Origin of the sequence: Burkholderia sp. SIMBA_051, from assembly GCF_046534915.1 — a bacterium.
Taxonomy (GTDB): domain Bacteria; phylum Pseudomonadota; class Gammaproteobacteria; order Burkholderiales; family Burkholderiaceae; genus Burkholderia; species Burkholderia ambifaria.
Window position 1 is genome coordinate 252993 of the sequence record NZ_JAWRXS010000011.1, and the last position, 22524, is coordinate 275516.

At 64.1% G+C, this 22524-nt stretch carries 19 protein-coding genes; 11 read left to right on the top strand and 8 right to left on the bottom strand.

Annotated features, from left to right (window positions below; all coding sequences use genetic code 11):
* Nucleotides 1-15: 15 nt before the first annotated feature.
* The 7 genes from SB771_RS26225 to SB771_RS26255 form a co-directional block, all read right to left on the bottom strand.
* Nucleotides 16-1500, bottom strand: coding sequence for an aminotransferase class V-fold PLP-dependent enzyme (locus SB771_RS26225; RefSeq protein ID WP_175662704.1), 1485 nt, complete (start codon nucleotides 1498-1500; stop codon nucleotides 16-18).
* Between the two features lie 266 nt (nucleotides 1501-1766).
* Nucleotides 1767-2081, bottom strand: a complete 315-nt coding sequence (locus SB771_RS26230) for a TrfB-related DNA-binding protein (RefSeq protein WP_244096887.1) — start codon at nucleotides 2079-2081, stop codon at nucleotides 1767-1769.
* Between the two features lie 18 nt (nucleotides 2082-2099).
* A complete protein-coding gene (locus tag SB771_RS26235) occupies nucleotides 2100-2357 on the bottom strand; it encodes a PAAR domain-containing protein (RefSeq protein ID WP_011660133.1) in 258 nt (85 codons plus the stop codon).
* Nucleotides 2358-2428: 71 nt separating this feature from the next.
* Entirely contained in the window at nucleotides 2429-3769 is a 1341-nt protein-coding gene (locus tag SB771_RS26240; protein ID WP_175662712.1) for a virulence factor, read from the bottom strand.
* A gap of 216 nt (nucleotides 3770-3985) precedes the next feature.
* Nucleotides 3986-5326, bottom strand: a complete 1341-nt coding sequence (locus tag SB771_RS26245; protein WP_175662711.1) for a virulence factor — start codon at nucleotides 5324-5326, stop codon at nucleotides 3986-3988.
* Nucleotides 5327-5460: 134 nt separating this feature from the next.
* On the bottom strand, nucleotides 5461-7773 hold the full coding sequence (locus SB771_RS26250; RefSeq protein ID WP_175662702.1) for a hypothetical protein: 2313 nt from the start codon (nucleotides 7771-7773) through the stop codon (nucleotides 5461-5463).
* Nucleotides 7774-7791: 18 nt separating this feature from the next.
* Nucleotides 7792-10560 (bottom strand): type VI secretion system Vgr family protein, encoded by a 2769-nt coding sequence (locus SB771_RS26255; protein WP_175662701.1) that lies wholly within the window; start codon nucleotides 10558-10560, stop codon nucleotides 7792-7794.
* 745 nt (nucleotides 10561-11305) lie between these two features.
* Here SB771_RS26255 and SB771_RS26260 point away from each other — a divergent pair.
* The 10 genes from SB771_RS26260 to SB771_RS26305 all read left to right on the top strand — a co-directional run bounded on the left by SB771_RS26260 (nucleotide 11306) and on the right by SB771_RS26305 (nucleotide 20786).
* On the top strand, nucleotides 11306-12556 hold the full coding sequence (locus SB771_RS26260) for an MFS transporter (RefSeq protein WP_175662700.1): 1251 nt from the start codon (nucleotides 11306-11308) through the stop codon (nucleotides 12554-12556).
* 169 nt (nucleotides 12557-12725) lie between these two features.
* Nucleotides 12726-13655 carry a LysR family transcriptional regulator gene (locus SB771_RS26265; RefSeq protein WP_175662699.1) on the top strand — a complete coding sequence of 310 codons (930 nt, stop codon included), beginning with the start codon at nucleotides 12726-12728 and terminating at the stop codon, nucleotides 13653-13655.
* Nucleotides 13656-13769: 114 nt separating this feature from the next.
* Nucleotides 13770-14264 carry a hydroxyquinol 1,2-dioxygenase gene (locus SB771_RS26270; protein WP_175662698.1) on the top strand — a complete coding sequence of 165 codons (495 nt, stop codon included), beginning with the start codon at nucleotides 13770-13772 and terminating at the stop codon, nucleotides 14262-14264.
* 44 nt (nucleotides 14265-14308) lie between these two features.
* Nucleotides 14309-15328: a hydroxyquinol 1,2-dioxygenase gene (locus SB771_RS26275; protein WP_175662697.1), complete on the top strand. Its 1020-nt coding sequence runs from the start codon at nucleotides 14309-14311 to the stop codon at nucleotides 15326-15328.
* A gap of 32 nt (nucleotides 15329-15360) precedes the next feature.
* Nucleotides 15361-16827 carry an aldehyde dehydrogenase family protein gene (locus SB771_RS26280; RefSeq protein ID WP_175662696.1) on the top strand — a complete coding sequence of 489 codons (1467 nt, stop codon included), beginning with the start codon at nucleotides 15361-15363 and terminating at the stop codon, nucleotides 16825-16827.
* 7 nt (nucleotides 16828-16834) lie between these two features.
* A complete protein-coding gene (locus SB771_RS26285; protein ID WP_175662695.1) occupies nucleotides 16835-17902 on the top strand; it encodes a maleylacetate reductase in 1068 nt (355 codons plus the stop codon).
* A gap of 28 nt (nucleotides 17903-17930) precedes the next feature.
* Nucleotides 17931-18803, top strand: a complete 873-nt coding sequence (locus SB771_RS26290) for an intradiol ring-cleavage dioxygenase (RefSeq protein ID WP_410721825.1) — start codon at nucleotides 17931-17933, stop codon at nucleotides 18801-18803.
* Nucleotides 18804-18808: 5 nt separating this feature from the next.
* Nucleotides 18809-19120 (top strand): YciI family protein, encoded by a 312-nt coding sequence (locus tag SB771_RS26295; protein WP_012365279.1) that lies wholly within the window; start codon nucleotides 18809-18811, stop codon nucleotides 19118-19120.
* 3 nt (nucleotides 19121-19123) lie between these two features.
* Nucleotides 19124-19459 (top strand): Rieske (2Fe-2S) protein, encoded by a 336-nt coding sequence (locus SB771_RS26300; RefSeq protein ID WP_006759991.1) that lies wholly within the window; start codon nucleotides 19124-19126, stop codon nucleotides 19457-19459.
* 238 nt (nucleotides 19460-19697) lie between these two features.
* Nucleotides 19698-20786, top strand: a complete 1089-nt coding sequence (locus SB771_RS26305) for a porin (RefSeq protein WP_175662710.1) — start codon at nucleotides 19698-19700, stop codon at nucleotides 20784-20786.
* Nucleotides 20787-20889: 103 nt separating this feature from the next.
* Here the strand turns inward: SB771_RS26305 and SB771_RS26310 are convergent, their stop codons facing one another.
* Nucleotides 20890-21549, bottom strand: a complete 660-nt coding sequence (locus SB771_RS26310) for a glutathione S-transferase family protein (RefSeq protein WP_175662693.1) — start codon at nucleotides 21547-21549, stop codon at nucleotides 20890-20892.
* A 121-nt stretch (nucleotides 21550-21670) separates the two neighbouring features.
* Here SB771_RS26310 and SB771_RS26315 point away from each other — a divergent pair, with 121 nt between their 5' ends.
* Entirely contained in the window at nucleotides 21671-22480 is an 810-nt protein-coding gene (locus SB771_RS26315) for an AraC family transcriptional regulator (RefSeq protein ID WP_175662709.1), read from the top strand.
* Nucleotides 22481-22524: the final 44 nt, after the last annotated feature.

The following is a 22524-nucleotide window of genomic DNA, read 5'->3' on the forward strand; positions in this document are numbered from 1 at the left end:
GAAACGGCGTTGCGCTCAGGCCGTGGCCGTCCGCCGCGCCGTCAGCCGGTTCCACAGCATCCCGGAGCGGCTTCCGCTGCGGCAATACGCGAGCACGGGCTTCGGCAGCGCATCGACCAGCGCGCCGAACGCGTCGACTTCCGCATCGCCGATCCGGTCGCGTTCGACCGGCAGATAGCGCGCGTCGAGGCCGAGTTCGCGCGCGGCGGCCGCGATCTCGTCGAAGGCCGGCTGATCGGCGCCTTCGCCGTCCGGCCGGTTGCAGATCACCGCGCGAAAGCCTGCATTGCGGATCGCTTTCAGGTCCGCCGGCGTGATCTGTCGCGACGCCGTGAACCCGGTGGCGGCCGCGGCCCGGCATTGTTCGATCGCGCGCGCAAAACACGCGACCGCGAAATCGACATCCTGCTCGGTCGTGAAGCGGCCGAAGCTGATGCGCACCGTGCGGCCCGCGGCTTCTGCATCGAGACCGATCGCGGTCAGCACGTGGGACGGCGCGCCGCTCGTCGAGTTGCATGCGGAGGTCGACGACACGGCGAGCGAATCGCCGAGCATGAACGGGAAGAAGCCCGGCGCGTTCACCGTGATGCTCAACGTGTGCGGGATGCGGCGCGCCGCTGCTGCGTTGTGCGTGATGTCGCCGAGCGCGTGCAGCGCGTCCTTCAGGCGCGCGCTGAGTGCCGCGATCCGCTCGGCTTCGCGCTCGAGCTTTTCGGCGGCCAGCTCGCACGCGGTGCCCATCCCGACGATCTGATGCGTCGCGAGCGTGCCCGAGCGCAGGCCGCGTTCGTGCCCGCCGCCGTGAATCTGCGGCGCGATGCGATCGGCGATGTCGCGACGGACGAACAGCGCGCCGATACCCTTCGGGCCATACACCTTGTGCGCGGACATCGACAGCAGGTCGATGCCGAGCGCGCGCACGTCGATCGGCGTCTTGCCGAGCGCCTGCGCGGCGTCGACGTGCAGCAGCGCGCCCGCCGCATGCACGATGCGCGAGATCGCGCCGATGTCCGTCAGCGTGCCGAGCTCGTTGTTGACGAGCATCAGCGACACGAGGCCCGTATCGGGGCGGATCGCCGCGGCCACGGCGTCGACGGTGATTTCGCCGTCGGCGGTGGGGCTCAGGTAAGCGGCCGTCATCCCGCGCTTCGACAGGTTCGCCATCGTGTCGAGGATGGCCTTGTGTTCGATGCGGCTCGTGATCAGGTGGCGCTTATCGGTCGCGGCTTCCGCGTAGCCCTTCAGCGCGAGGTTGTTCGATTCGGTGGCGCCCGACGTCCAGATGATCTCGTCGGCGTGCGCGCCGATCAGCGCGGCAACCTGCGCGCGTGCGTGCTCGACTTTTTCCTTCGCCAGCCGGCCGGCGGCGTGCGAACTCGACGCCGGATTGCCGAAGATGCCGTCGGCGCCGAGGCAGGCCGTCATCGCTTCGATCACGCGGGGATCCGCAGGGGTGGTGGCTGCGTAGTCGAGGTAGTGCAGCGGGGTGGTATCGCTCATGTCCTTCTCTTGCTCTTCTCTTCGGAATGGGAGAAATGATACGAGGTCGGGCGGGGAAAAAGGATCCAAAAGCGGCTGAGAATTTAGCTTGATATGGAATATGGATCTATCTGAATCCGATATTGGGGGATGAATTTTCTTTTGTTGGCGTGGCGGAGCCTCGGGGATTGGTCATACGGATGCCCTAGGGCGCGGCGCACCGCGGTGGCGCGCGGGCCGGGCTGCGACAAACCGAAATGCCGTCAGCGCGTCGGCGCGCGGGTCGGTCAGGCCGGCTCGTCTTGATCGGACCGGTTCGATAAACGATGCGCGTCCTGCACCCATGCGTGCAGCGCGCGCTCGTATTTCGCCGGGATCGTGATCGTGACCGTGGTGAGGCGTGTGACGTTACCCGGCAGGTCCAGATACCGCTGCCACGCCTTGCGAACGAGTTGAGACATTGCCGAGCGGTTCATGCCCAGCTTCCCGGCCAGTTCGCGCTGCGGGCGGCCCTTCACGAAAATCTCGTGCAGCGCCCACTGGTTCACCGGCTTGATGCGGGTATCTTGAAGCCGCAACTGCCGGAACTGTTCGGCGGTCATGCGTCGTGTCTTCTGCATTCAAATTCGCCCCGAATTCGGAAGTGAAGAAATCAGTTTCGCGCCGCAGGTCGTTTCGTCACCATCGAACGCGGCGGCTTGGCCTTCAATGTTGAAGGCCGGGTCACCTGCTGCAATCGTGCAGGCGCCGTGGATCGGACACGAGCAGGCGTCGCCGAAGCGCGCGACCGCGCGCCCCATCACCTTGCTGATTCCGGCGCCGGATTCGACCCGGCCGCCGTGGGTATGCATGTCGCCTACGCGGATAATTCCTCGCATATGACTCGTCCTCCGAATGATTTGTGTGTGGGTCGCGCGTTGCTCGCGCTGTGCCGCGGAGCCGGTTTGCATCACCACGAATAGCCTTGCATGCCGTAATCGATATCGTGTCGGCGTCCCCACCACGGCAGGTAGGCGTTGTTTCCGCCGCGCGCGCGGAACCAGTCCTTGGTTGGGTCGATCGGCGTGAGATTCGATGGCGGCCTGACGACGACGGCGACGGGGTGTTCAGTGTCGGTCGTGCCGGCGACCAATGCGTTGCCGCCGAAGTGGTTGATGCGACCGATCGCGAGCGCGACGTCGGTCAATGCGCTGCCTGTTCCCATGTCGCCGAGCAGGGCGGCGGTGTTGAAGGTCTGCTTCTTGTGCTCGTATTCCGGGAGCGTTTCGGTCAAGGTTTGCGCGAGAGCGGCGACGCGTGACGACGCAGCATCGCTGCCGTGGCCTGCATCGTGAACGATGTAGTTGAGGTCAGTGACCGCGACACCCGCATTGCGTGCCGCTTGCGCGATGGTTGCCTTCCACGCCTGGACGGCGCGCGTCGTGCCGACCTTCGGCGCAAATGCTTTCGTGTCGCCGGCCGCGGCCTTGCCGATCCAGGCGAGTGGTTCGCGCTCGGTATTGAAGTTCGGGCCGGCGAGGAACAGCACGACGAGGTTTTCGTTGATCTGCGCATCCGTGGGCGGGAAGTTCGGGGCATCCCAGTTCATTGCCCACGCGGTCTTGTCGGGGTTTGCCTGCAAGTAGTCCAACGCCTTGTTCAGCGATGTAAAACCGGCGTTCGCGCCGCCTTGCGTGATCTGAATATCGGGGGGTGTGTCGCGGCTCCAGAGCGTCTTGGGTGACGGTGGGCCGATTTCGAAAAAATTCATCATCCGATCACCCATGCGCGACCGGGCAAAGGCCGGATCAAGTCGGGGCGGAATGGCAGCTTCGACGTGCATGCCAGCGAGTTCGCGCCAATCACTTTGCTGCTCGGAACCTACTGTGTAGAAATACTTCGCGTTGCTGAAATAGCGCGAGCGGAGCAGTAAGATGAATTTATCGATGTACTTGGCGTAGAAGCCCTTGAACGATTCTTCTCCCTCGTTGCCGTATGCGATGCCAGCTACCGATTGCAGCGTGGTAAAAGACTTTGGGTCGGTGCGAACCATATCGTCATTCTTGTTGGGAGCCGAAAGTCCTTGTGCCCACAACAATTGCCATTCGGTGGGGTAGTCCATACGTTGCAACGGATTCAGCCACATCAGGCCGACAACCTGCGCGACGAACGGCTTGGCCGGCTCTTCGACTGATGACGATGAATTCTCTAACGCGCTGACAGGTGCGGCATGTACCGAGCGGGCGATGGCCGTGGTGAACAAGAACACCATGAGCGCAGCCAGGCTCGGTACGACAAAGAATCGTTTCATCCAATCTCCTATCTCCAATTGTGCCGGGTCGGGCTGTCCGACGTGCGCCATCAACGAGGCCATGAGCACGGTGGCGATCAGCCATGTCGAAACAGCGACGGCGCGTCGCGGCCACGTGGCGATCATGGGTTTCATACGAAACCCCCGGCCTTCAAATAAAACCCGCCTTCACGTTCGTCAGTGATCGTCGGTCATCCGTCCCGGCGCCGGTTTGCATCACCACGAATAGCCCTGCATGCCGTAATCGACGTCGTGTCTGCGTCCCCACCACGGCAGGTATGCATTGTTTCCGCCGCGCGCGCGGAACCAGTCCTTGGTTGAGTCGATCGGCGTGAGCTTCGATGGCGGCCTGACGACGACGGCGACGGGATGTTCAGGGTCGGTCGTGCCGGCGACCAATGCGTTGCCGCCGAAGTGGTTGATGCGACCGATCGCAAGCGCGACGTCGGTCAATGCGCTGCCCGTTCCCATGTCGCCGAGCAGGGCGGCGGTGTTGAATGTCTGCTTCTTGTGGTCGTATTCCGGCAGCGTTTCGGTCAAGGTTTGCGCGAGAGCGGCGACGCGTGACGACGCAGCATCGCTGCCGTGGCCTGCATCGTGAACGATGTAGTTCAGGTCAGTGACCGCGACACCCGCATTGCGGGCCGCTTGCGCGATGGTTGCCTTCCAGGCCTGGACGGCGCGCGTCGTGCCGACCTTCGGCGAAAACGCTTTCGTGTCGCCGGCCGCGGCCTTGCCGATCCATGCGAGCGGCTCGCGCTCGGTATTGAAGTTCGGGCCGGCTAGGAACAGCACGACGAGGTTTTCGTTGATCTGCGCATCCGTGGGCGGGAAGTTCGGGGCGTCCCAGTTCATTGCCCAGGCGGTCTTGTCGGGGTTTGCCTGCAAGTAGTCCAACGCCTTGTTCAGCGATGTAAAGCCGGCGTTTGCATTGCCTTGCGTGATCTGGATATCAGGGGGCGTGTCGCGGCTCCAAAGCGTCTTGGGTGATGGTGGGCCGATTTCGAAGCATTGGAGAAACTCATTGGTAAAGTACGTCTTCGCTTCGATCGGATCGAGCCTTGGAGGCAGAGCGAGCTCGATATGTATTCCGGCAAGCTCGCGCCAATCTTTGGGATTCTCCGATTTCACGGTGTAGAAATAGCTCGCGTTCGCGAAGTAGCGCGAACGCATCAACACGAGAAACTCGCTTACGTACTTGTGATAGAAACCCTTGAATGTTTCTTCGCCCTCGTTGCCGTATGCGATGCCAGCTACCGACTGCAGGGTGGTAAAGGACTTCGGGTCGGTGCGGACCATATCGTCATTCTTGTTGGGAGCGGCAAGCCCCTGTGTCCACAACAATTGCCATTCGGTCGGATAGTCCATACGTTGCAACGGATTCAACCACATCAGGCCCACAACCTGCGCGACGAACGGCTTGGCGGGCTCCTGGGCTGATGGTGATGAATTCTCTAGTGCATTCACAGGTGCGGCTTGTACAGAGCGCATGAGGGCTGTGGTGAACAGAAACACCATCAGCGCGGCCAGGCCAGGTACGGCAAACAATCGTTTCATCCAATCTCCTATTTCCAAATGTGCCGGGTCGGGTTGTTCGACATGCGCCATCAACGAGGCCATGAGCACGGTGGTGATGAGCCATGTCGAAACGGCGACGGCGACGCGTCGCGGCCAGGTAGCGATCAGTGCCTTCATACGAAACCCCCGGCCTTCAGATAAAACTCGCCTTCACGTTCATCCGTGATCGCCTCGGGAATCTTTCCTTCGCTATTCGTGGCATGCACCCATTCGTGCATCGACATTCGATCAAGCGTTCCGTATTTAAAGTAATTGACGTACTTCTTGTTCGGATTGGTTTCGGGAATACCCTTCCCTATCCGCCAATCCGCCTCAATGCGCAGCGATTTGAGTTGTTCCTCCGTCAGGTAGCACAGGCCCACCGCAACGTCATACGCAAGCGCCTTCTCGGCATGCTCCGGATTGGTCATCGTCGTAGAGTGATTGGTCGGGCTATTCGTCGAACCACGATCGAGCCAGTCGACGATCTGCTTGTCGCGCCATTCTTTGTAGCCCTCCGGTATCGTGCTTTTGCCATCCTCACCAATTACGTGGCCGTCGCTATCAAACCATTCGGTGTTCAGCGTTCGACGCGCTTCCATTCGCAACAACGCGCGATCTTCATAGCGCTGTCCGGCTTCCGTTTCCGCTGTACCCTGCGCGACGCTATCCGCGTTCTTTGCGTGGTACTGGTCGTACGGATCGTCGGTGCGCTTGTCCGCATCGGTCTTGCTCGCGTCGCGCCACGCGGCCGGTGGATCGTTGCCTTCGTTGAAGTCGCTTGTCGCGTCGCCATCTTTCGTTTCGACGGGCTTGCCGAATCGCAGCGCCTTCGGCGAAAACGGATCATCAAGTGCCGGGGCATCCGCCACCACCGTCCAGCCTTTCGGCGGATCGGCATTCACACGCAGCATGTTCAACGCCGAGCTGATTCCAGTCACGACGAACATCAGGGGCGCTGTCACGAGCGTAGCGGCCACGCCCAAGACAGACTCATTGCCCTTGATCGCACCGATCAGATTGAACTTGGCGGGCGGCGATGGCGGATACCAGAAGCCCGGTTTCGTTCCTTGCTTGCCATGTCGCCAATCGTCTTCCCAATACCGGTAAGGTTTCTGCACACCGACCGGAAAACCCGATGCGAACACCCGCTGCGTCAGAATGCCCGCCGCACCGATATCCTCAAGTTCGTGCTTGCTGATCCCGCGCCATCCGATGCCTTGCACCGTCACCGCTGAAATCACCTGATCGTGCGGACAGCAATACGCGGTGACGCGCCCATACGTCGACCCATTCAAGCCATGCCGCGCGCGATCCTCTTGCGCTGCATAAGAACGGTTGCTCGTGGGCGATACCCGCTCGTTTGCCATGTCCTCATCGATCTTGTCCGCGGACAGTTCGCATGCTGTGCGAGTGCCGATGATCGATAGAAACTTGCCGAAGGTCTTCGTGCGCGCGGCATAGGTCTGCCGTCCGCGATGACCGCTCGCGTCTTTCGTCGCGCGTTGCGACCATGAATCCATGAACGTGTCGGATTTGTACGGGCCGTCCGCATTCGCCAGGCTATACGGCGCATTCGCCAGTACGTAGGCATCCGCCACGCAATGTCCGGTGCGTCCCCACGGATCTTCGACATCGGCGAAGGCGTCGCCAAAGAACGCCGCCGTGAGGCCGACGATGTTGCCCTGGCTATGACACACGACGGTAATCGGTACATCGGCCTGCATGCGGCGAATCGACTCGATCAGCCGGGCCAGTCGCAACGCCGCGAGCACGCCATACGCGCGAGGCGGCGCGCGGTACAGCGGCCGGTTGGTTGGATTGACGCCCTGCACCGTCATCCATCCCATCGTTCGATCATCCAGACCGCCGTGCCAGAGATCGGGCAGGCTTGCACAGCCGTTCGTGAACGGACCGCCTCCCCAATAGTCCTTCTCGTTCAGGAATATCTTGTCGCCGTATTCCTTCAGTTCGGCCGCTGTTGCCCGATAGCCCCACCGGAAATGAATGACAGGCGAAAACGACGGCTCGGGTTTGATGTAGTCACCGGACCAAAGCTTCGGATTCAAGAACCCATCCGGCGTCACGCTTTCCGTATACTTCGCGGGCGTCAGCTGCCCCGCATCGACGCCGTGATACATCATCTGATCGTCCAGTCGCCCGAGCCTGCGATTCAGTCCTTTGCACAGCCCTTGCTCCGTTGCATCGAACCATTCGCCCTCCGAGTTGACGCCGTGCACGAAGATCACGACGCCGGGCAACGGCAATTGCTTGATGCAGATCAGCGGCGTGTTCTTTGCAAACATCGTTACGCCTTCGCCGCGGCCGACGACGATCTGCGGCGGCGCCGGCCGCGGCGCAGGAACGTCGGGAGCATCGGCTTTCGTCGCGGGTTCGCCGCCAGGCGCGGCCGCTACCGTCGCCGAATCAAGAAATGAATCGCTCATTCAAACTCCTGCGCATTCCTATATGTTTTTCTTGATGAACCGCACCGCCAGTCTCTCGAACTGGTCGGCATCGACGGCGGGCAGTTGTCCGGCCACGTCGCTCGACACATTGGATACCGGCCCGGACGGCTTTTGAATCTCGCCTTCGAATCCCGCAGCCGCGTGGCCGTCCGTCGAGCGGACCAGCTTTGGCACCCGGCCAAGCGTGTCCTGCGCGAATGTCGGCATGTCCGCGTTCATGCTCGCCGGACCATCCCATGCATGACCGGCTGACTTCACCGTGAACGTTCCGGGGCATCCCAGCTCGATATCGCCGCCGCGCAGCCGGAGATACGCGCCACCGGACGTAACGAGCACGACTTCATCACTGGCGCTGCCAACGAGCTTTCCGCCCGCCGCGGTCAATTGAATGTTCTTCGCCGAGTCGACGCGCGTATCGTCGTTCTGCGACTGGATCGTGACCTTCCCCTGATTCGCGATCGCCGACACGCCGTCGCCGTGCGCAAACATCGCGACGCCGCGACCGGCATGCAGATTGATGCGCTCGCCGCTCGTGACTTGCACATGTTGCTGCGCGACCTGATCGATGTTCTCGCCCGCATGGATCACGTGCGTTTTGGGCGTGACGTGGAGCGCCCCGGACTGCGCGCCGAATGCGAGCAGCGCCGACGCATCGTCGGCCGCGCCGGCTGGTGCGCCGCCGGGCGTCCAGTTGCGGAATGCACGGGCGACGTTGTCCTGGCCGCTGGTGTCGGCGGACTGCCCGCCGTGCTGGCCGGCGTAATCGCCGAGCGATTTGAAGAGTTCGGTGCATTGATCGAGCAGGCGAATCAGTTCATCGCGATCGAGCTGACCACCGCTGGCCCGTGTGCGCGCATAGGTCGACAGCAGGATGCCGCGCGCGGCGCGCAACGCGGCGGCGGCATCGGTGCGCAGCTCCGCGCCTTCGCCGCGCGCCTCACCATGTCCGTTTTCTCGCGGCTGCGTCAGATACCCGAGATTCAATTCGGTATGCGCATGTTCGCTCGCCAACTGCGCCGAGATTTGCGACGGCGTATCGTCCAGACGAAGCTGGTTATAACGCCTGCCGTTGATTTCCTTGGTCTTGATGCCGGAGAGGAACCGGTTGCCGGGAAGCGCGCCGGTATGGCTGAAGGTCGCTGGCGGATTCGCGCCATTGCTCAGGACGCCGATGATGACCAACCGGTCCGGGTCGCCCGCAAGACATCCCAACAGGACTTCCATGCCGACGCGGGGCAGGAAGAGCGTCCCGAAGTTGCCGCCCGCCAGATTTGCTCCGACGCGAATGGGTGCGCTGTCACCGGCCCGGCCGTTCGTTCCGGCGCCTTGCGCGTGCGCATGATCGGCCGGATCGTAACCGTGGATCCGCACGCGCACGCGGCCGGCGCTGTCGCAAAACACTTCCTCGCCCTGCATGCCGACGATCGTGCCGGTCAGCAGGTGAACCGGCGGCACATCGATCTTCGGATCGTAGGCGGGTTTGAGCGGCACGCCGCGCCGCACGCACGTGAAGCGGTTCTCGTAGCGCGTGTCCACTTGTTCGGCAACATCGGCAGGCGTCGGCCCAACGGTTTGCGTCAGGTTACGGCTCGCCGCGAAGAGTCCCTGCGCCCGGCTCGCGAGCTGCGTTGGCAAGTTGTTCCGGATATCGTGTCGAACCGACGTGACGACGAACCGACGATGCTCGATCGGCTTCATATCCAGCTCCGGGTCGCCCGTCAACGTGAACCAGTGGCCGACCGGCAAATCGCGCACGTTGCTGATCCCGTCGTATCGCTCGGCTTCGAACTGGTGAGCCAGTATCCGGTCGCGCGTGATGCGGTCGTGGTCGCTCCACGAATCGCCGACGTGCGGGATGTCGATCGCGACGTCGGTCAGCAGGTGGGCCAGATCGTTTCCCGAGTCACCCTGATGGAGGCTGGTGACGGCCATGGAATCGTCGATGCGAGCCGTCTTGTAGTCCCACGACGGACGGCGGACCTTGCCGGACGACAGGCGCTGGCGGTGCGCAAAGAGCGTCACCGTGTCGCGCTGCGCAGCGCCCGCGTCGCGAGGATGAAGGCGCAGCGCACCGGCCGGTGCCTCTTTCAGGCAATGCGGATCGTCGCAAAACACGAGCGTGTGAACCGGCTGCTCGTCGGTCATGCCGTGCACGCGGCCGACCGGCTCGGCCTTCACGAAGACCGTGATGCCTTCCCGGCGCAGCAGACGCCGGATGAAGCGCGCGTCCGATTCGTTGACCTGCCGCGTGAGCTCGCGCACCGGATAGCGATCGGCCTGCAGCCCGGACAGGTCGAAATCGAACGCGCGCGCGAGTGCATAGCTGCGCTGTTTCCATTCGTTCATCAGCGTCACGAGGATTTCCGGCACGCTGCGCGAGCGGAACACGCGGGCGTTCGTGCGACCCTCCATCAACGACAGTGCGTCACACACTTGCAGTTGATAGACGGTCAGCTCGCCGTCGGATTGACCGGTCCGCACTTCGCGCACGATCGCATTGATCGCGCGTACGCCGCCCCGATCGGTCGTCACGCGAACCGACACGGGCAGGCCGAGAAACAGCGCCGGCGACAGATGGTCGTGGGTGGATACGCAGGTCAGCTGCCCTTCGATGCCGGACATCAGCCCTTCATGGATATCGGCGTGATGGAGCGCCAGCAGATGGCCGACCGCGCGTTGCGCGCGCCCGAAATGGAGATCGACTGGCCGCGGGTTCCCGTCAATCAGACCAGACGCAAAATTACGGAGCGTTTTTGCTATCGACATCACGCTAATCTCATTGCTATGTTTCAGAATTCTGATTTATCTGAAATTGAATATCGGTAGGGTTAAAGGCGGGAATCCGCTAAATCGCGCGGCGGAGATTAGCAAGTTTTTCTGGCTCGGAGAATGTATTTTTATTTTGAGATCGCGCGATTTGTCTTTAAGAAACAGTATTTTGCGTTTTTGGGGGATCTGTTGATTTTTTAAAAATCTTATGTCGGGATGCGATTGATGCTGTCTCGACAATTATTCGGTGGACCACGGGATGCGGTCGCGTTATTTTGTCCGATTAAAGCAGGTGTGGATTTTTAAAAACTCGATTTGTCAGACATAAAGACCGACGACTGCCTGTTGCAGTATCGGAAAAGACGCGAACGGGATCGCACTCGTGCCTGCGCAGGCAATGTGCGCGAACGCATGATGTCTATGAGGGATTCCCCCGTAACACGCCGGTGAACGTCACGTCGACGCCCGTGGCCCTTCGCCCGGCGCTTTCCCGCCGACGCTTCCCACCTCCCGCTCCCGATTATTTGCGTTTCGCGAATGGCGCGTTCGCCGGTTGTTCCATACCCGATCGGCGGCCGCGCCCCTATCGTTCGGGCGTCGGCTGATTGAATTCGACGCCTGCAACCGGAAAGGCGGCCGCCATTTCCTCGCGACTCGCGTCGCATCGCACACAAGACAACGGACGTGGCTTCATGCACCGACGCTCCGGCGCGTGCAGGCGGACCAATCCACGGAGACAGACATGAAAGCAAACGAGTGGGATACCTCCTATGAGTGGAAGGCGGTGACGCTGCTGGCGCTCGGTTTTGGGCTGGTCGGCCTCGACCGCTGGCTCATCGCGCCGCTGTTCCCGTCGATCATGAAGGACCTGCACCTGACCGCGCAGGACGTCGGCAACTGCATCGGCGTGCTCGGCCTGTCGTGGGGCATTTTCGCGGCGCTGATGGGCGGCATCTCCGACAAGATCGGCCGCCGCAAGGTCCTGATCCCCGCCATCGTCGCGTTCTCGCTGCTGTCCGGCTTCTCGGGGCTCGCGGGCGGGCTGCTCGGCCTGATCGCGATCCGCGGGCTGATGGGCGTGGCCGAGGGTTCGTTCTGCCCGACCAGCTTCGCCGCGACCGCCGACGCGTCGCACCCGCGGCGGCGCGGCCTGAACCTCGGGCTGCAGCAAAGCGGCTTCGCGCTGTTTGGGCTGGCACTGTCGCCGATCATCGCGACCCAGTTGCTCAACGTCGTGTCGTGGCGCTGGGTGTTCGCGCTCGTGGCGCTTCCCGGGCTGATCCTCGGCGCGGTCATGTTCTTCGTGATCCGCGAGCCGAAGCGCACCAAGGAGGTCGCGTCGGAACACGCGCCGGCCTCGCTCGGCCATGTGCTCAAGAGCCGCAACATCCTCGTCGCGATGGCCGCGCTCTGTTGCGCGATGACCGGCGTGTTCGTGCTCGGCGCGCTGCTGCCGCTGTACCTGACGGACTACCTGTCGCTCGGCACGCAGAAGATGGGCCTCGTGGTGTCGGCGATCGGCTTCGGCGGCTTTCTCGGGCAGTTCGGGCTGCCGGGCCTGTCCGACCTGGTGGGGCGCCGCCTCGCGAGCATCGTCGGCTTCGCCGGCACGGCGGTGATGCTCTACATTTTCCGCGGGCTCGGCCCGCAGCCGGTCGTGTTGTTCGTCGTCCTGTTCGTCGCGTCGTTCTTCACGCTCGGGCTGGTGTCGCTGCTGTCGGGGCCGGTGGCGACCGAAGCCGCGCCTGTCGGCCTCGTATCGACGTCGATCGGCGTGGTGGTCGGCTGCGGCGAGATCTTCGGCGGCGGCATCGCGCCGGCGCTGGGTGGATACGTCGCCGCGCACTTCGGGATCCAGAACATTCTGTGGCTGCCGATGATTGCGGTGCTGCTCGGCATAGTGGTCAGCATGCTGCTGCGGGAAACCGCGCCGGCCGTGCTGCAGCGCCGCGTGGGCGTGCAGCCGGAGCTGACTACGGGCGAACAGCCGTAACGTGTCGCTCCGCCGCACTTGCACTTGCACTTGCACCTGCACCTGCACCCGCGCCCGGCGCCCTGCGAGATTGACACCTGCCGGGTGACAGTGTGACGCTTTGCGCATGCTCCAATCGGCCGGCAGGTACGGTTAGACTGGCGGTTTCGCTTCCCGGAAAAGGCGCCGCATGGACCGCTTTCTGAGCATCGAGGCATTCGTCAGGGTCGCGGAGGCGAGCAGTTTTGCGGAAGCGGCACGACAGCTTGGGGTCACCAGTTCGGTCGTGACGAACCGCATCCAGCAACTGGAGAAGTTCGTCAACGCGCCGCTGTTCCATCGCAGCACGCGCCACGTGCGGCTGTCCGAAGTGGGCGAGACCTTCTATCGCGAATGCGCGGAGGTGGTCGGGCGCGTGAACGAGCTGACCGACCAGATGCGCGAACTGCGCGCGACCCCGACCGGGCGGCTGCGCATCCAGATGCTGCCCGGCTTCGCGCTCGATCACTTCGGCGTGCCGCTTGCGGAATTCAACCGGCGCTACCCGGGCATCCAGCTCGACATCATCGTCAACGACCGTGTGGTGGACCCTGTCGAAGAAGGGTTCGACATCGCGTTCCAGATCTTCCCGCCGATTTCCGAATCGCTGATCGAGCGGCGCCTGTTCGTGGTCCGACGTCTGTTCTGCGCGTCGCCCGCGTATCTCGACGCGCATGGTGCGCCACAACATCCGCGCGAATTGCTGCAGCACACGACGGCGCTGTATTCGGGTTATCCATCACGCAACCGCTGGACGATGACGCGCGGCGACGAGGTCGTCGAAATGGAATTGCCCGGCATGATCCGCTCGAACTCCGTGCATCTGCTGCGCGAGTACGCGCTGACGGGTGGCGGTGTCGTGTGTCTGCCGACGCTGGTCGCGAGCGAGGCGCTCGTGGCGGGCCGGCTGGTGCCCATCCTCACCGACTTCCAGATCGCGCCGCTGAGCTTCGCGGCCGTCTATCCCGCAACGCAGCGACAGGCGTTGAAGGTGAAAGCGCTGGTGGAATTCCTCGCCGAATACATCGGCGACGAATCGCCGTGGGACCGTCCGCTGCTGGAGCGCGGCTGGGTCCGCTGAGCCGGGCGATTATTCGCGAAACGCAAATGCCGTAGTCGCGCTCCGTTGCCTTGTTGAGGGGCGCCCTTGCCCCTAGAGTTGAATCCAACAAGCGGTACAACTCAGGAGACAGCAATGACCGACACGGCATTCCACACCGTCTTTGGCTCGCTCGACAGCTACACCAAGGGCGAGATCGAAATCACCAGCGGCAGCGCGCAGCACTACGCCTTCTCGAACGTGTTCGAGGTGGCATCGAAGTCGGCCCCTTACGAGAAAGTCGTCGCCGGCAAGAACCTCGAATACGTGATCGAAGTGCTGCGCACCGACGGCGAGTCGCCGTGGTTTTCCTGCGCGCACGACGAGTTCGCGATCCAGATGGACGGCGAAGTCCGCATCGAATTCATCAAGCTCGACAACCCGCCGACCACCGGCCGCGGCACCGTGAGCGCCGGCACGCAGCCGGCGGGCCGCGAGATGGGCTACGTCGTCCTGCGCAAGGGGCATCAGGCGCTGCTGCCGGCCGGCTGCGCGTATCGGTTCGCCGCCGACAAGCCGGGCGTCGCGCTCGTGCAGACCGTGCTCGGCGAACTGTCCGTCGAGAAGTGGGCCGAAATCTGCCTGCACTGACCGATCCGACCGCCCCCCAATTCGACTATTCCAGGAGACACGTGATGGCCACTCTCGAGACCCTCGATCTTTCCGCAGGCTTTGCCGCCGATCTGGTGCAAGCCACCGAAGCCGATACCGTCACCGGCTACCGCCGCTTCCACCTCGGCGCGTTCGCGTTCCAGCGCGACGAGTACTTCGTCAAAATCAGCTGGCCGGCGAAGGGCAGCACGCGCACGCATGCGATCCCCGCGGACGCGTTTTTGCGCGCGATGATGCGCGACGTGGCGTGGGGCTTCTTCTACGGCTGGGTGAATTTCGATCACGTGTTCGGCACGCGCAATCACTACGGCAAGGTGGACGTCTATGCCGGCACATTCAACGGAATCCTGAAGGAAGCCGGCGTCGACTACACCGAGACCTTCGAGACGCCGACGATCATGGCGACCTTCAAGGCGATGCTGCACGACTGGACCAACGAGGGCTTCGACCCGTTCGCGGCGCCCGAGGAAACCGGCACGGCATTCGGCCGCAAGCATGGCGAGAACGGCGCGGCGATCGAACGCACGCGCATCGCGACGCGCCGCATGCCGGGCCTCGAAGGCGACTCGCCGCTGCGCGACGAACTGCCGGTCAACCGCGCGTTCCGCGACGTCGGCCAGGACGAGCCGGAGGTGCATGTGAGGCCCGGCTTCGAAGGCGAGCTGCACGCGTTCAACCTGTTCAAGTACCTGTCGCGCTCGGACGTGACGTGGAATCCGTCGGTCACCTCCGTGTGCGGGCGCAGCCTGTTCTGCCCGACCACCGAGGAATTCATCCTGCCGGTGTTCCACGGCAACGACCGCGTCGAATGGTTCCTGCAACTGTCCGACGAAATCGTGTGGGACATCGGCGACAAGAACACCGGTGCGCCGCGCGCACGCATCACGATGCGGGCCGGCGACATCTGCGCGATGCCCGCGGACATCCGGCACCAGGGCTACTCGACAAAGCGCTCGATGCTGCTGGTCTGGGAAAACGCGACGCCGGACCTTCCGCAGCGATACGAGAGCGGCGAGCTTGCGCCGTATCCGATCGAATTCTAAGCAGCGCATGCGCGCGATACCGAGGACGATTCATGCAAACCCAACTCTTCATCGACGGCCGCTTCGTTGACGCCGTCGAGCGTGGCACGATCGACGTGCTCAATCCGCACGACGGCTCGCTGATCACGGCAATCGCCGCCGCCACCGCGGCGGACGTGGACCTGGCCGTCGCCGCCGCCACCCGCGCGTTCCCGAAGTGGTCGGCCATGCCGGCGGCCGAACGCGGCCGCCTGCTGCTGCGTCTCGCCGACGCGATCGAAGCCAACGCGGAGGAACTCGCGCAGCTCGAATCGCTGGACACCGGCCACCCGATCCGCGACTCGCGCGCGCTCGACGTGCCGCGCACGGCAGGATGCTTCCGCTACTTCGGCGGGATGGCCGACAAGCTGCAGGGCTCGGTGATTCCGGTCGAAACCGGCTTCCTGAACTACGTGCAGCGCGCGCCGATCGGCGTCGTCGGCCAGATCGTGCCGTGGAATTTCCCGCTGATGTTCACGAGCTGGAAGATGGGCCCGGCGCTGGCTGCGGGCAACACCGTGGTGCTCAAGCCGTCGGAGATCACGCCGCTGTCGACGCTGCGTATCGTCGAACTGATGGCCGAGGTCGGGTTCCCGGCCGGCGTCGTCAACATCGTCCCCGGTTACGGGCATACGGCGGGCCAGCGGCTCGCCGAACATCCCGGTGTCGGGAAGATCGCGTTCACCGGTTCGACGGCGACGGGCCGCCGCATCGTCGACGCATCGCAGGGCAACCTGAAGCGCGTGCAGCTGGAGCTGGGCGGCAAGGGCGCGAACATCGTGTTCGACGATGCGAACCTCGACGCCGCCATCAACGGCGCCGCGTGGGCGATCTTCCACAACCAGGGGCAGGCGTGCATCGCGGGTTCGCGTCTCGTGTTGCACGAACGCATCGCCGACGCGTTCCTCGAACGTTTCGTGTCGCTGGCGTCGTCGATCCGCGTCGGCAATCCGCTGGATCCGGACACCGAGATGGGGCCGCTCACGTCGAAGCAGCATCTCGACCGCGTGCTGTCGTTCGTCGACGTCGCGCGCGAGCAGGGCGGCCGTGTGCTCACGGGTGGCAGCGTGCCGCAGGATGCGGCGCTCGCTAACGGCTACTACGTGCGCCCGACGGTCATCGAAGCGAAGAGCGCCGCCGACCGCGTCGCACAGGAGGAAGTGTTCGGCCCGTTCGTCACCGTGCTGCGCTTCGGCAGCGACGAGGAAGCGCTGTCGATCGCCAACGCGACCGAATACGGGCTCGGCAGCGGCCTCTGGACCAACGATCTGTCCCGCGCGCACCGGATGGCCGCGCGGATCGACGCGGGCATGTGCTGGATCAACTGCTACAAGCGCGTCAATCCGGGCAGCCCGTTCGGCGGCGTCGGCAAGTCGGGCTACGGCCGCGAGATGGGTTTCGAGGCAATGCACGACTACACGGAAGCGCGCTCGGTGTGGGTCAACGTCGACGGCAACGTGCCGCCGCATTTCAAGCGCTGAGGCCGAGATGGAGCGCTTCGTCTATCAGGGAACGCCGTCGCGCGTCGTGTTCGAATGGGGCGCGCTCGAGCGGCTGCCCGACGAATTGTCCGCGCTCGGCGCGCACCGCGCGCTGATTCTGTCGACGCCCGAGCAGCAGCCGCTTGCCGAACGGGTCGCCGGCGTGCTCGGCGAGCGGGCGGCGGGCGTATGCGCGCAGGCCGTGATGCACGTGCCGATCGAGGTGGCCCGTGCCGCGCGCGAGAGGGCGGCCGAGCTGGGCGCGGACTGCTGCATCGCGATCGGCGGCGGCTCGACGATCGGGCTTGGCAAGGCGATCGCGCTCGAATCGTCGCTGCCGATCCTCGCCGTGCCGACGACGTACGCGGGCTCGGAGATGACGCCGATCTACGGGCTCACGGAAGGCCGGCTGAAGCGCACCGGGCGCGATGCGCGCGTGCTGCCGCGTACGGTGCTCTACGACCCGTCGCTGACGTTGTCGCTGCCGCCGGGGATTTCGGCGGCGTCCGGTGTCAACGCGATGGCGCATGCGGTCGAAGCGCTCTATGCGGAAGATGCGAACCCGGTGATCAGCCTGATGGCCGAGGAGTCGATTCGTGCGCTTGGCGACGCGCTGCCGGCGATCGTTCGTACACCAGACGACCGCGAGATGCGCAGCCGCGCGTTGTACGGCGCATGGCTTGCCGGCACGTGTCTCGGCGCGGTCGGCATGGCGCTGCACCACAAGCTCTGTCATACGCTCGGCGGCACCTTCAACCTGCCGCACGCGCAGACCCACGCCGCGATGTTGCCGCATACCGCCCACTACAACCATGCCGCGGCGCCCGACGCGCTGCGCCGGGTCGCGCGGGCGCTGGGCGGCACCGGCGCGGCCGACGCCGGCCCGCTGTTGTTCCGGTTGAATCGGCAGCTCGGCCTGTCGGCGGCGCTTGCCGATATCGGGATGCCGGAAGCGGGCCTCGACGAAGCCGCCGACCTCGCATGCCGGAATCCCTACGCAAATCCGCGGCCGATCGAACGCGCGCCGATTCGCGAATTGCTTCAGCGTGCGTGGCAAGGGCACGCGCCGCAGTGAGCGGCCGGCCGCATTCAAGGAGACGAACGTGACGAATGAACATCATGACGGCGACACCCGGCTGACCGAGCAGGTCGTCGCCAGCTTCGACGGTACGCCGAACCCGCGCTTGCGCGTGCTGATGCAGAGCCTCGTGCGGCACCTGCATGCGTTTGTCCGCGAAACGGAACTGACCGAGGCCGAGTGGATGGCCGCGATCCGCTTCCTGACCGAAACCGGGCAGATGTGCGACGACGTCGTGCGCCAGGAATTCATCCTGTTGTCGGACACGCTGGGCGTGTCGATGCTGGTCGATGCGATCAACCATCGTTTCGCCACCGGTGCTACGGAAACGACCGTGTTCGGCCCGTTCTACATCGAGGGCATGCCTGAGCGTGCGTACGGCGAGAACATGGCGTTCACGCCCGGCACGCCGGTCGTCGTGCAGGGTCGCGTGCTCGCCACCGACGGTGCGCCGGTGTCGGGCGCCGTGCTCGACGTGTGGCAGACCGCGGACAACGGCATGTATTCCGGACAGGACAAGGAACAGCCGCACGGCAATCTGCGCGGCCGCTACCGGACCGATGCCGAAGGCCGTTACGCGATCACGACGATTCTGCCGGTCAGCTATCCGATTCCGACCGACGGCCCGGTCGGCAAGATGCTCGATGCCACCGGACGCCATCCGTGGCGGCCCGCGCACCTGCACTTCATGATCGACGCGCCGGGCTACCGCAAGCTCGTCACGCATCTGTTCGACGAGGAGGACGCGTATCTGAAGTCGGATGCCGTGTTCGGTGTGAAGCCGTCGCTGATGGTCGCCTATCGGCCGCGTGCGGCGGACGATGAACTTGCACGCCGGTTCGGGTTGAAAGGCGCGTATCGCGAAGCGACGTATGACTTCGTGCTCGACCGGAGCTGACCGACATGGCTCGATTTTTCGCGGTGTTTGCGACGGACCAGCCCGGGATGCGCGACGTGCGCGACCGCGTGCGTGCCACGCATCGGACCTACCTGCGTTCCGCCGCGCAGCACGGCGTCTATGTGCGGCTCGGCGGGCCGACGCTCGATCCGCAGGGCGATGCGATGAACGGCACGCTGCTCGTCATCGAGGCGGACGACATCGATGCGGTGATGCAGTTCGTCGGCAACGATCCGTACGTGAAAGAAGGGCTGTTCTCGCGGGTCGAGGTGCGTCCGTGGGACTGGAGCCTCGGCAATCCCGAGCGGAGAGTGTGAGCCATGGGCGCCACGCAACTCTGTCGCTTCTCCGAGGTGCCCGACGGCGGGGCGCGGGTTGTCGACGAGGCGGGCATCGGGCGACCCGTCATCGTCGTGCGGCGTGGGGAGCAGGTGTGGGCGTACGTGAACCGTTGTCCGCATTTCTCGGTTCCGCTCGATTTCGTGCCGGGCAACGTTTCCTGTTACCGGTCGCAGGTGCTGATGTGCGCGCATCACAGTGCGCTGTTCCGGTTCGACGATGGTGTGTGCATCGATGGGCCGTGCTCCGGCGCCGGGCTGGAAGCCGTGGCGGTCGAGGTGGATTCGGCGGCGTGGGTGGTCTGTCGCGGCGCTTGAGTCGGAAGGTGGGGCTGCCCAACCGTGTTCGGGTGATCGGGCAATCGCATCGAGATGGATGAAATCGGGAATGAGCGGGATTTCATTCATTCTTTCAAATCAGTAAAACTAATTAATTTTCCGACCCGGATGAAAGAGAAGCCGGGCTGGGGGAAGTCGTTGTTTCAAGAAACATCGGTCGAGTACCCGCGACACAGTGGGCGGCCGTTCGCATTCACAGAAAAAAGACGGAGACACTATGAAAGTGAGGTTTGGAGCAGCCGCGATGCTTGTCATCGCGCAGGGCGCGTACGCGCAAAGCAGCGTGACCTTGTTCGGTCTGATCGACAGCGGCATCTCGTATGTCAGCAACGAGGGCGGCGGGAAGAACGTCAAGTTCGACGACGGCATCTTCACGCCGAACCTGTTCGGCTTGCGCGGCACCGAGGATCTCGGCGGCGGATATCGTGCGACGTTCGCGCTCGTGAACCAGTTCTCGATGGCGAACGGCAGCATCATCGGCACCGGGTTTTTCGGCCGCAATGCGTACGTCGGGATCGAGAGCGACCGCTTCGGCAATATCACGCTCGGCAACCAGTACGACTTCATGGTCGATTCCCTGTTTGCGAAGGGGAACGCGATTTCGATGGATATCAGCGGGTTGTACGGGTTCAGGAATGGCCCGTTCCAGCGTCTTGCGCTGCCCAACAATCCGACCGGCGCATTCGATTGGGATCGAACCGCGGGGAGCAAGCCGGTGGCGAATTCAGTCAAATACAGTTCGCCGACGATTGCGGGTTTCTCAGGGGGAGTGATGTACGCGTTCGGTGGCGTGGCCGGTTCCATCGGCGCGGACAACGCCGTGAGCGCCGGGTTGAACTACGAAGTCGGGGCGTTCGGTATCGGCGCGGCCTATACGAACGAAAAGTACCGTCCGGCTCCCGGTACACCGTCGACCAGTGTGCGCAACTGGGGCGTCGGGATGCACTATGACTTCGGCGCGGTGACCGCGAAGGCGTTGCTGACCACCGTCCACAATTCGTTCAACGACGCCGGTGTGTGGATGGCTGAAGCCGGTGGCATGTGGCGCATCAGGCCGGACGTTTTTCTCGGCGCGAAGTACATGTACATGAAGGGCAACGAAGCCGTGAACGACAACCACGCGCATCAGGTCAGCGTCGCGCTTCAATACCTGCTGTCGAAGCGGACGATGGTTTATGTGTCCGGGGACTATCAACGCGCGAACAGCGGCGCCAACGCGCAGATCAACGGCGTGCTCGACCCGAATGGGGCGTCCAGTTCAGCGACCCAGGCGGTGGCGCGGATCGGGTTGCATACGATGTTTTGACGGAGGCGGAGGCGGAGGCGGAGGCGGAGGCGGAGGCGGCGCGCGGCGCGCGGGTCGGCCGGCGTCGGGGAGGAGCTTGCGTCAAGCTCCGCCTGGCGCCGGGCTACCTCGCCGTCGCGGCGGCCTCTTTGGCTTTGTCCTGCTCCGCCGCCAGCGCCGCATCAGCCGCCTGTGCGCGCTGGATGGCCGGGCGTGCCAGGATGCGATCGATGTACGCGCGAATGCGCGGCGTCTCGGGTATCAGCTTGAACATCGTGATCCAGTTCAGCGCCGCGCCCCACAGCACATCGGCTGCCGTGAAGCGCTCGCCCAGCAGGTACGGCCCCTTTGCCAGTTGCGCCTCGAGCGTGTTGATGACGGTATCGAAATCGCCGTAGGGCGACGTCGAGTAGGGTACGGGCGGACGATTCATCGACCGGTCGACGATGGCCGGCTCGAAGCACGAACCGTAGAACGTCATCCAGCGCAGGTACGGTCCGCGCAGCGAGTCGCCCGGCGCTGGCGACAGGCCGGCTTCCGGATACAGTTCCGCCGCGTACAGGTAGACGGCGGCCTGCTCGGTGACGATCACGTCGCCGTGGCGCAGTGCGGGAACCTTGCCCATCGGATTGATCGCGAGGTAAGCGGCTTCGTGATGCTTGCCGGTCGAGAGATCGAACGCGTGCAGTTCATAGTCGGCGCTCAGTTCCTCTAGCAGCATGCGGACGCCCGCCGATCGGCTGCGCGGCGAGTGGAACAGGGTCAGGTGGCGGTCTTGCGGCATGGCGGGCTCCGGTGGGCGTTCGGGACAAGGTTTCCAATGTAGGTGGGTTCCGGGCCGCCGTCTTGGAAAAATCCGCTGTGGCGGTGCATCATTACGGCAATCCTTCCACACGTTCGTCACCATGGCCGACTTGCGTAACGTGACCGACCCGCCCAAGGGCGTCGTCGGCCCGAAAGCGTTCAACCAGCGCTTCCGCCTGAATCGCTACTACCCGTGTGCCGAACTGGCCGGGGTGCTCGATCACCACTGGGTCGTCGAATGGGATCTGCGCGGCCAGCCGCCGTACGTGCAGCGCACGCTGCCTTATCCATGCGTGAACCTGGTGTTCGACCGGCGGCGCACGGGAATCTTCGGTGTGGTGTCGGGCGCGTTCGAGACGACGCTGGCCGGGGCCGGGAAGGTGATCGGCATGCGGTTTCGGGCCGGTGCGTTTCGCGCGTTCCTCGGCAAACCCGTGCATCTGCTGACCGACAAGGTGGTGCCGGTGTCGACGCTGCTCGATTGCGGCGATGCGGAAGCCGAACACGCCGTGCTCGGCGGCGACGCTGATGCCGCGATGGTGGCGGCGGCCGAGGCGCTGCTGTTGCGCGTGCTGCCGCCGGCGGATCCGCAGGTCGAGCGCATTCATGCCATTTTGCGGATCCTGCAGCAGGACCTCGCGCTGACGCAGGTGCGTGATCTGGCCGAGCGTGCGGGGTTGAGCGAGCGCACGCTGCAGCAGCTCTTTTCCAGCCATGTGGGGGTGACGCCGAAGTGGGTGATCTGTCGATACCGGTTGCATGAGGCCGCCGACAAGCTCGCCGGCGGCGAGCCGGTCGATCTCGCGGAGTTGGCGCATGCGCTCGGGTATTTCGATCAGGCGCATTTCACGCGCGATTTCCGCAAGTTGGTGGGGAAGGCGCCGGCGGAGTATCGGCGGGACGATCGGTAGCGGGGAGGTGGCGGTTGCGGCTTCGCGACGGGCAACCGCATGTC

Bases quoted from the DNA above. Each gene is read 5' to 3' on its own strand.
- SB771_RS26225 (WP_175662704.1), bottom strand. From the start codon at position 1,500: ATGAGCGATACCACCCCGCTGCACTACCTCGACTACGCAGCCACCACC.
- SB771_RS26230 (WP_244096887.1), bottom strand. From the start codon at position 2,081: ATGACCGCCGAACAGTTCCGGCAGTTGCGGCTTCAAGATACCCGCATC.
- SB771_RS26235 (WP_011660133.1), bottom strand. From the start codon at position 2,357: ATGCGAGGAATTATCCGCGTAGGCGACATGCATACCCACGGCGGCCGG.
- SB771_RS26240 (WP_175662712.1), bottom strand. From the start codon at position 3,769: ATGAAACGATTCTTTGTCGTACCGAGCCTGGCTGCGCTCATGGTGTTC.
- SB771_RS26245 (WP_175662711.1), bottom strand. From the start codon at position 5,326: ATGAAACGATTGTTTGCCGTACCTGGCCTGGCCGCGCTGATGGTGTTT.
- SB771_RS26250 (WP_175662702.1), bottom strand. From the start codon at position 7,773: ATGAGCGATTCATTTCTTGATTCGGCGACGGTAGCGGCCGCGCCTGGC.
- SB771_RS26255 (WP_175662701.1), bottom strand. From the start codon at position 10,560: ATGTCGATAGCAAAAACGCTCCGTAATTTTGCGTCTGGTCTGATTGAC.
- SB771_RS26260 (WP_175662700.1), top strand. From the start codon at position 11,306: ATGAAAGCAAACGAGTGGGATACCTCCTATGAGTGGAAGGCGGTGACG.
- SB771_RS26265 (WP_175662699.1), top strand. From the start codon at position 12,726: ATGGACCGCTTTCTGAGCATCGAGGCATTCGTCAGGGTCGCGGAGGCG.
- SB771_RS26270 (WP_175662698.1), top strand. From the start codon at position 13,770: ATGACCGACACGGCATTCCACACCGTCTTTGGCTCGCTCGACAGCTAC.
- SB771_RS26275 (WP_175662697.1), top strand. From the start codon at position 14,309: ATGGCCACTCTCGAGACCCTCGATCTTTCCGCAGGCTTTGCCGCCGAT.
- SB771_RS26280 (WP_175662696.1), top strand. From the start codon at position 15,361: ATGCAAACCCAACTCTTCATCGACGGCCGCTTCGTTGACGCCGTCGAG.
- SB771_RS26285 (WP_175662695.1), top strand. From the start codon at position 16,835: ATGGAGCGCTTCGTCTATCAGGGAACGCCGTCGCGCGTCGTGTTCGAA.
- SB771_RS26295 (WP_012365279.1), top strand. From the start codon at position 18,809: ATGGCTCGATTTTTCGCGGTGTTTGCGACGGACCAGCCCGGGATGCGC.
- SB771_RS26300 (WP_006759991.1), top strand. From the start codon at position 19,124: ATGGGCGCCACGCAACTCTGTCGCTTCTCCGAGGTGCCCGACGGCGGG.
- SB771_RS26305 (WP_175662710.1), top strand. From the start codon at position 19,698: ATGAAAGTGAGGTTTGGAGCAGCCGCGATGCTTGTCATCGCGCAGGGC.
- SB771_RS26310 (WP_175662693.1), bottom strand. From the start codon at position 21,549: ATGCCGCAAGACCGCCACCTGACCCTGTTCCACTCGCCGCGCAGCCGA.
- SB771_RS26315 (WP_175662709.1), top strand. From the start codon at position 21,671: ATGGCCGACTTGCGTAACGTGACCGACCCGCCCAAGGGCGTCGTCGGC.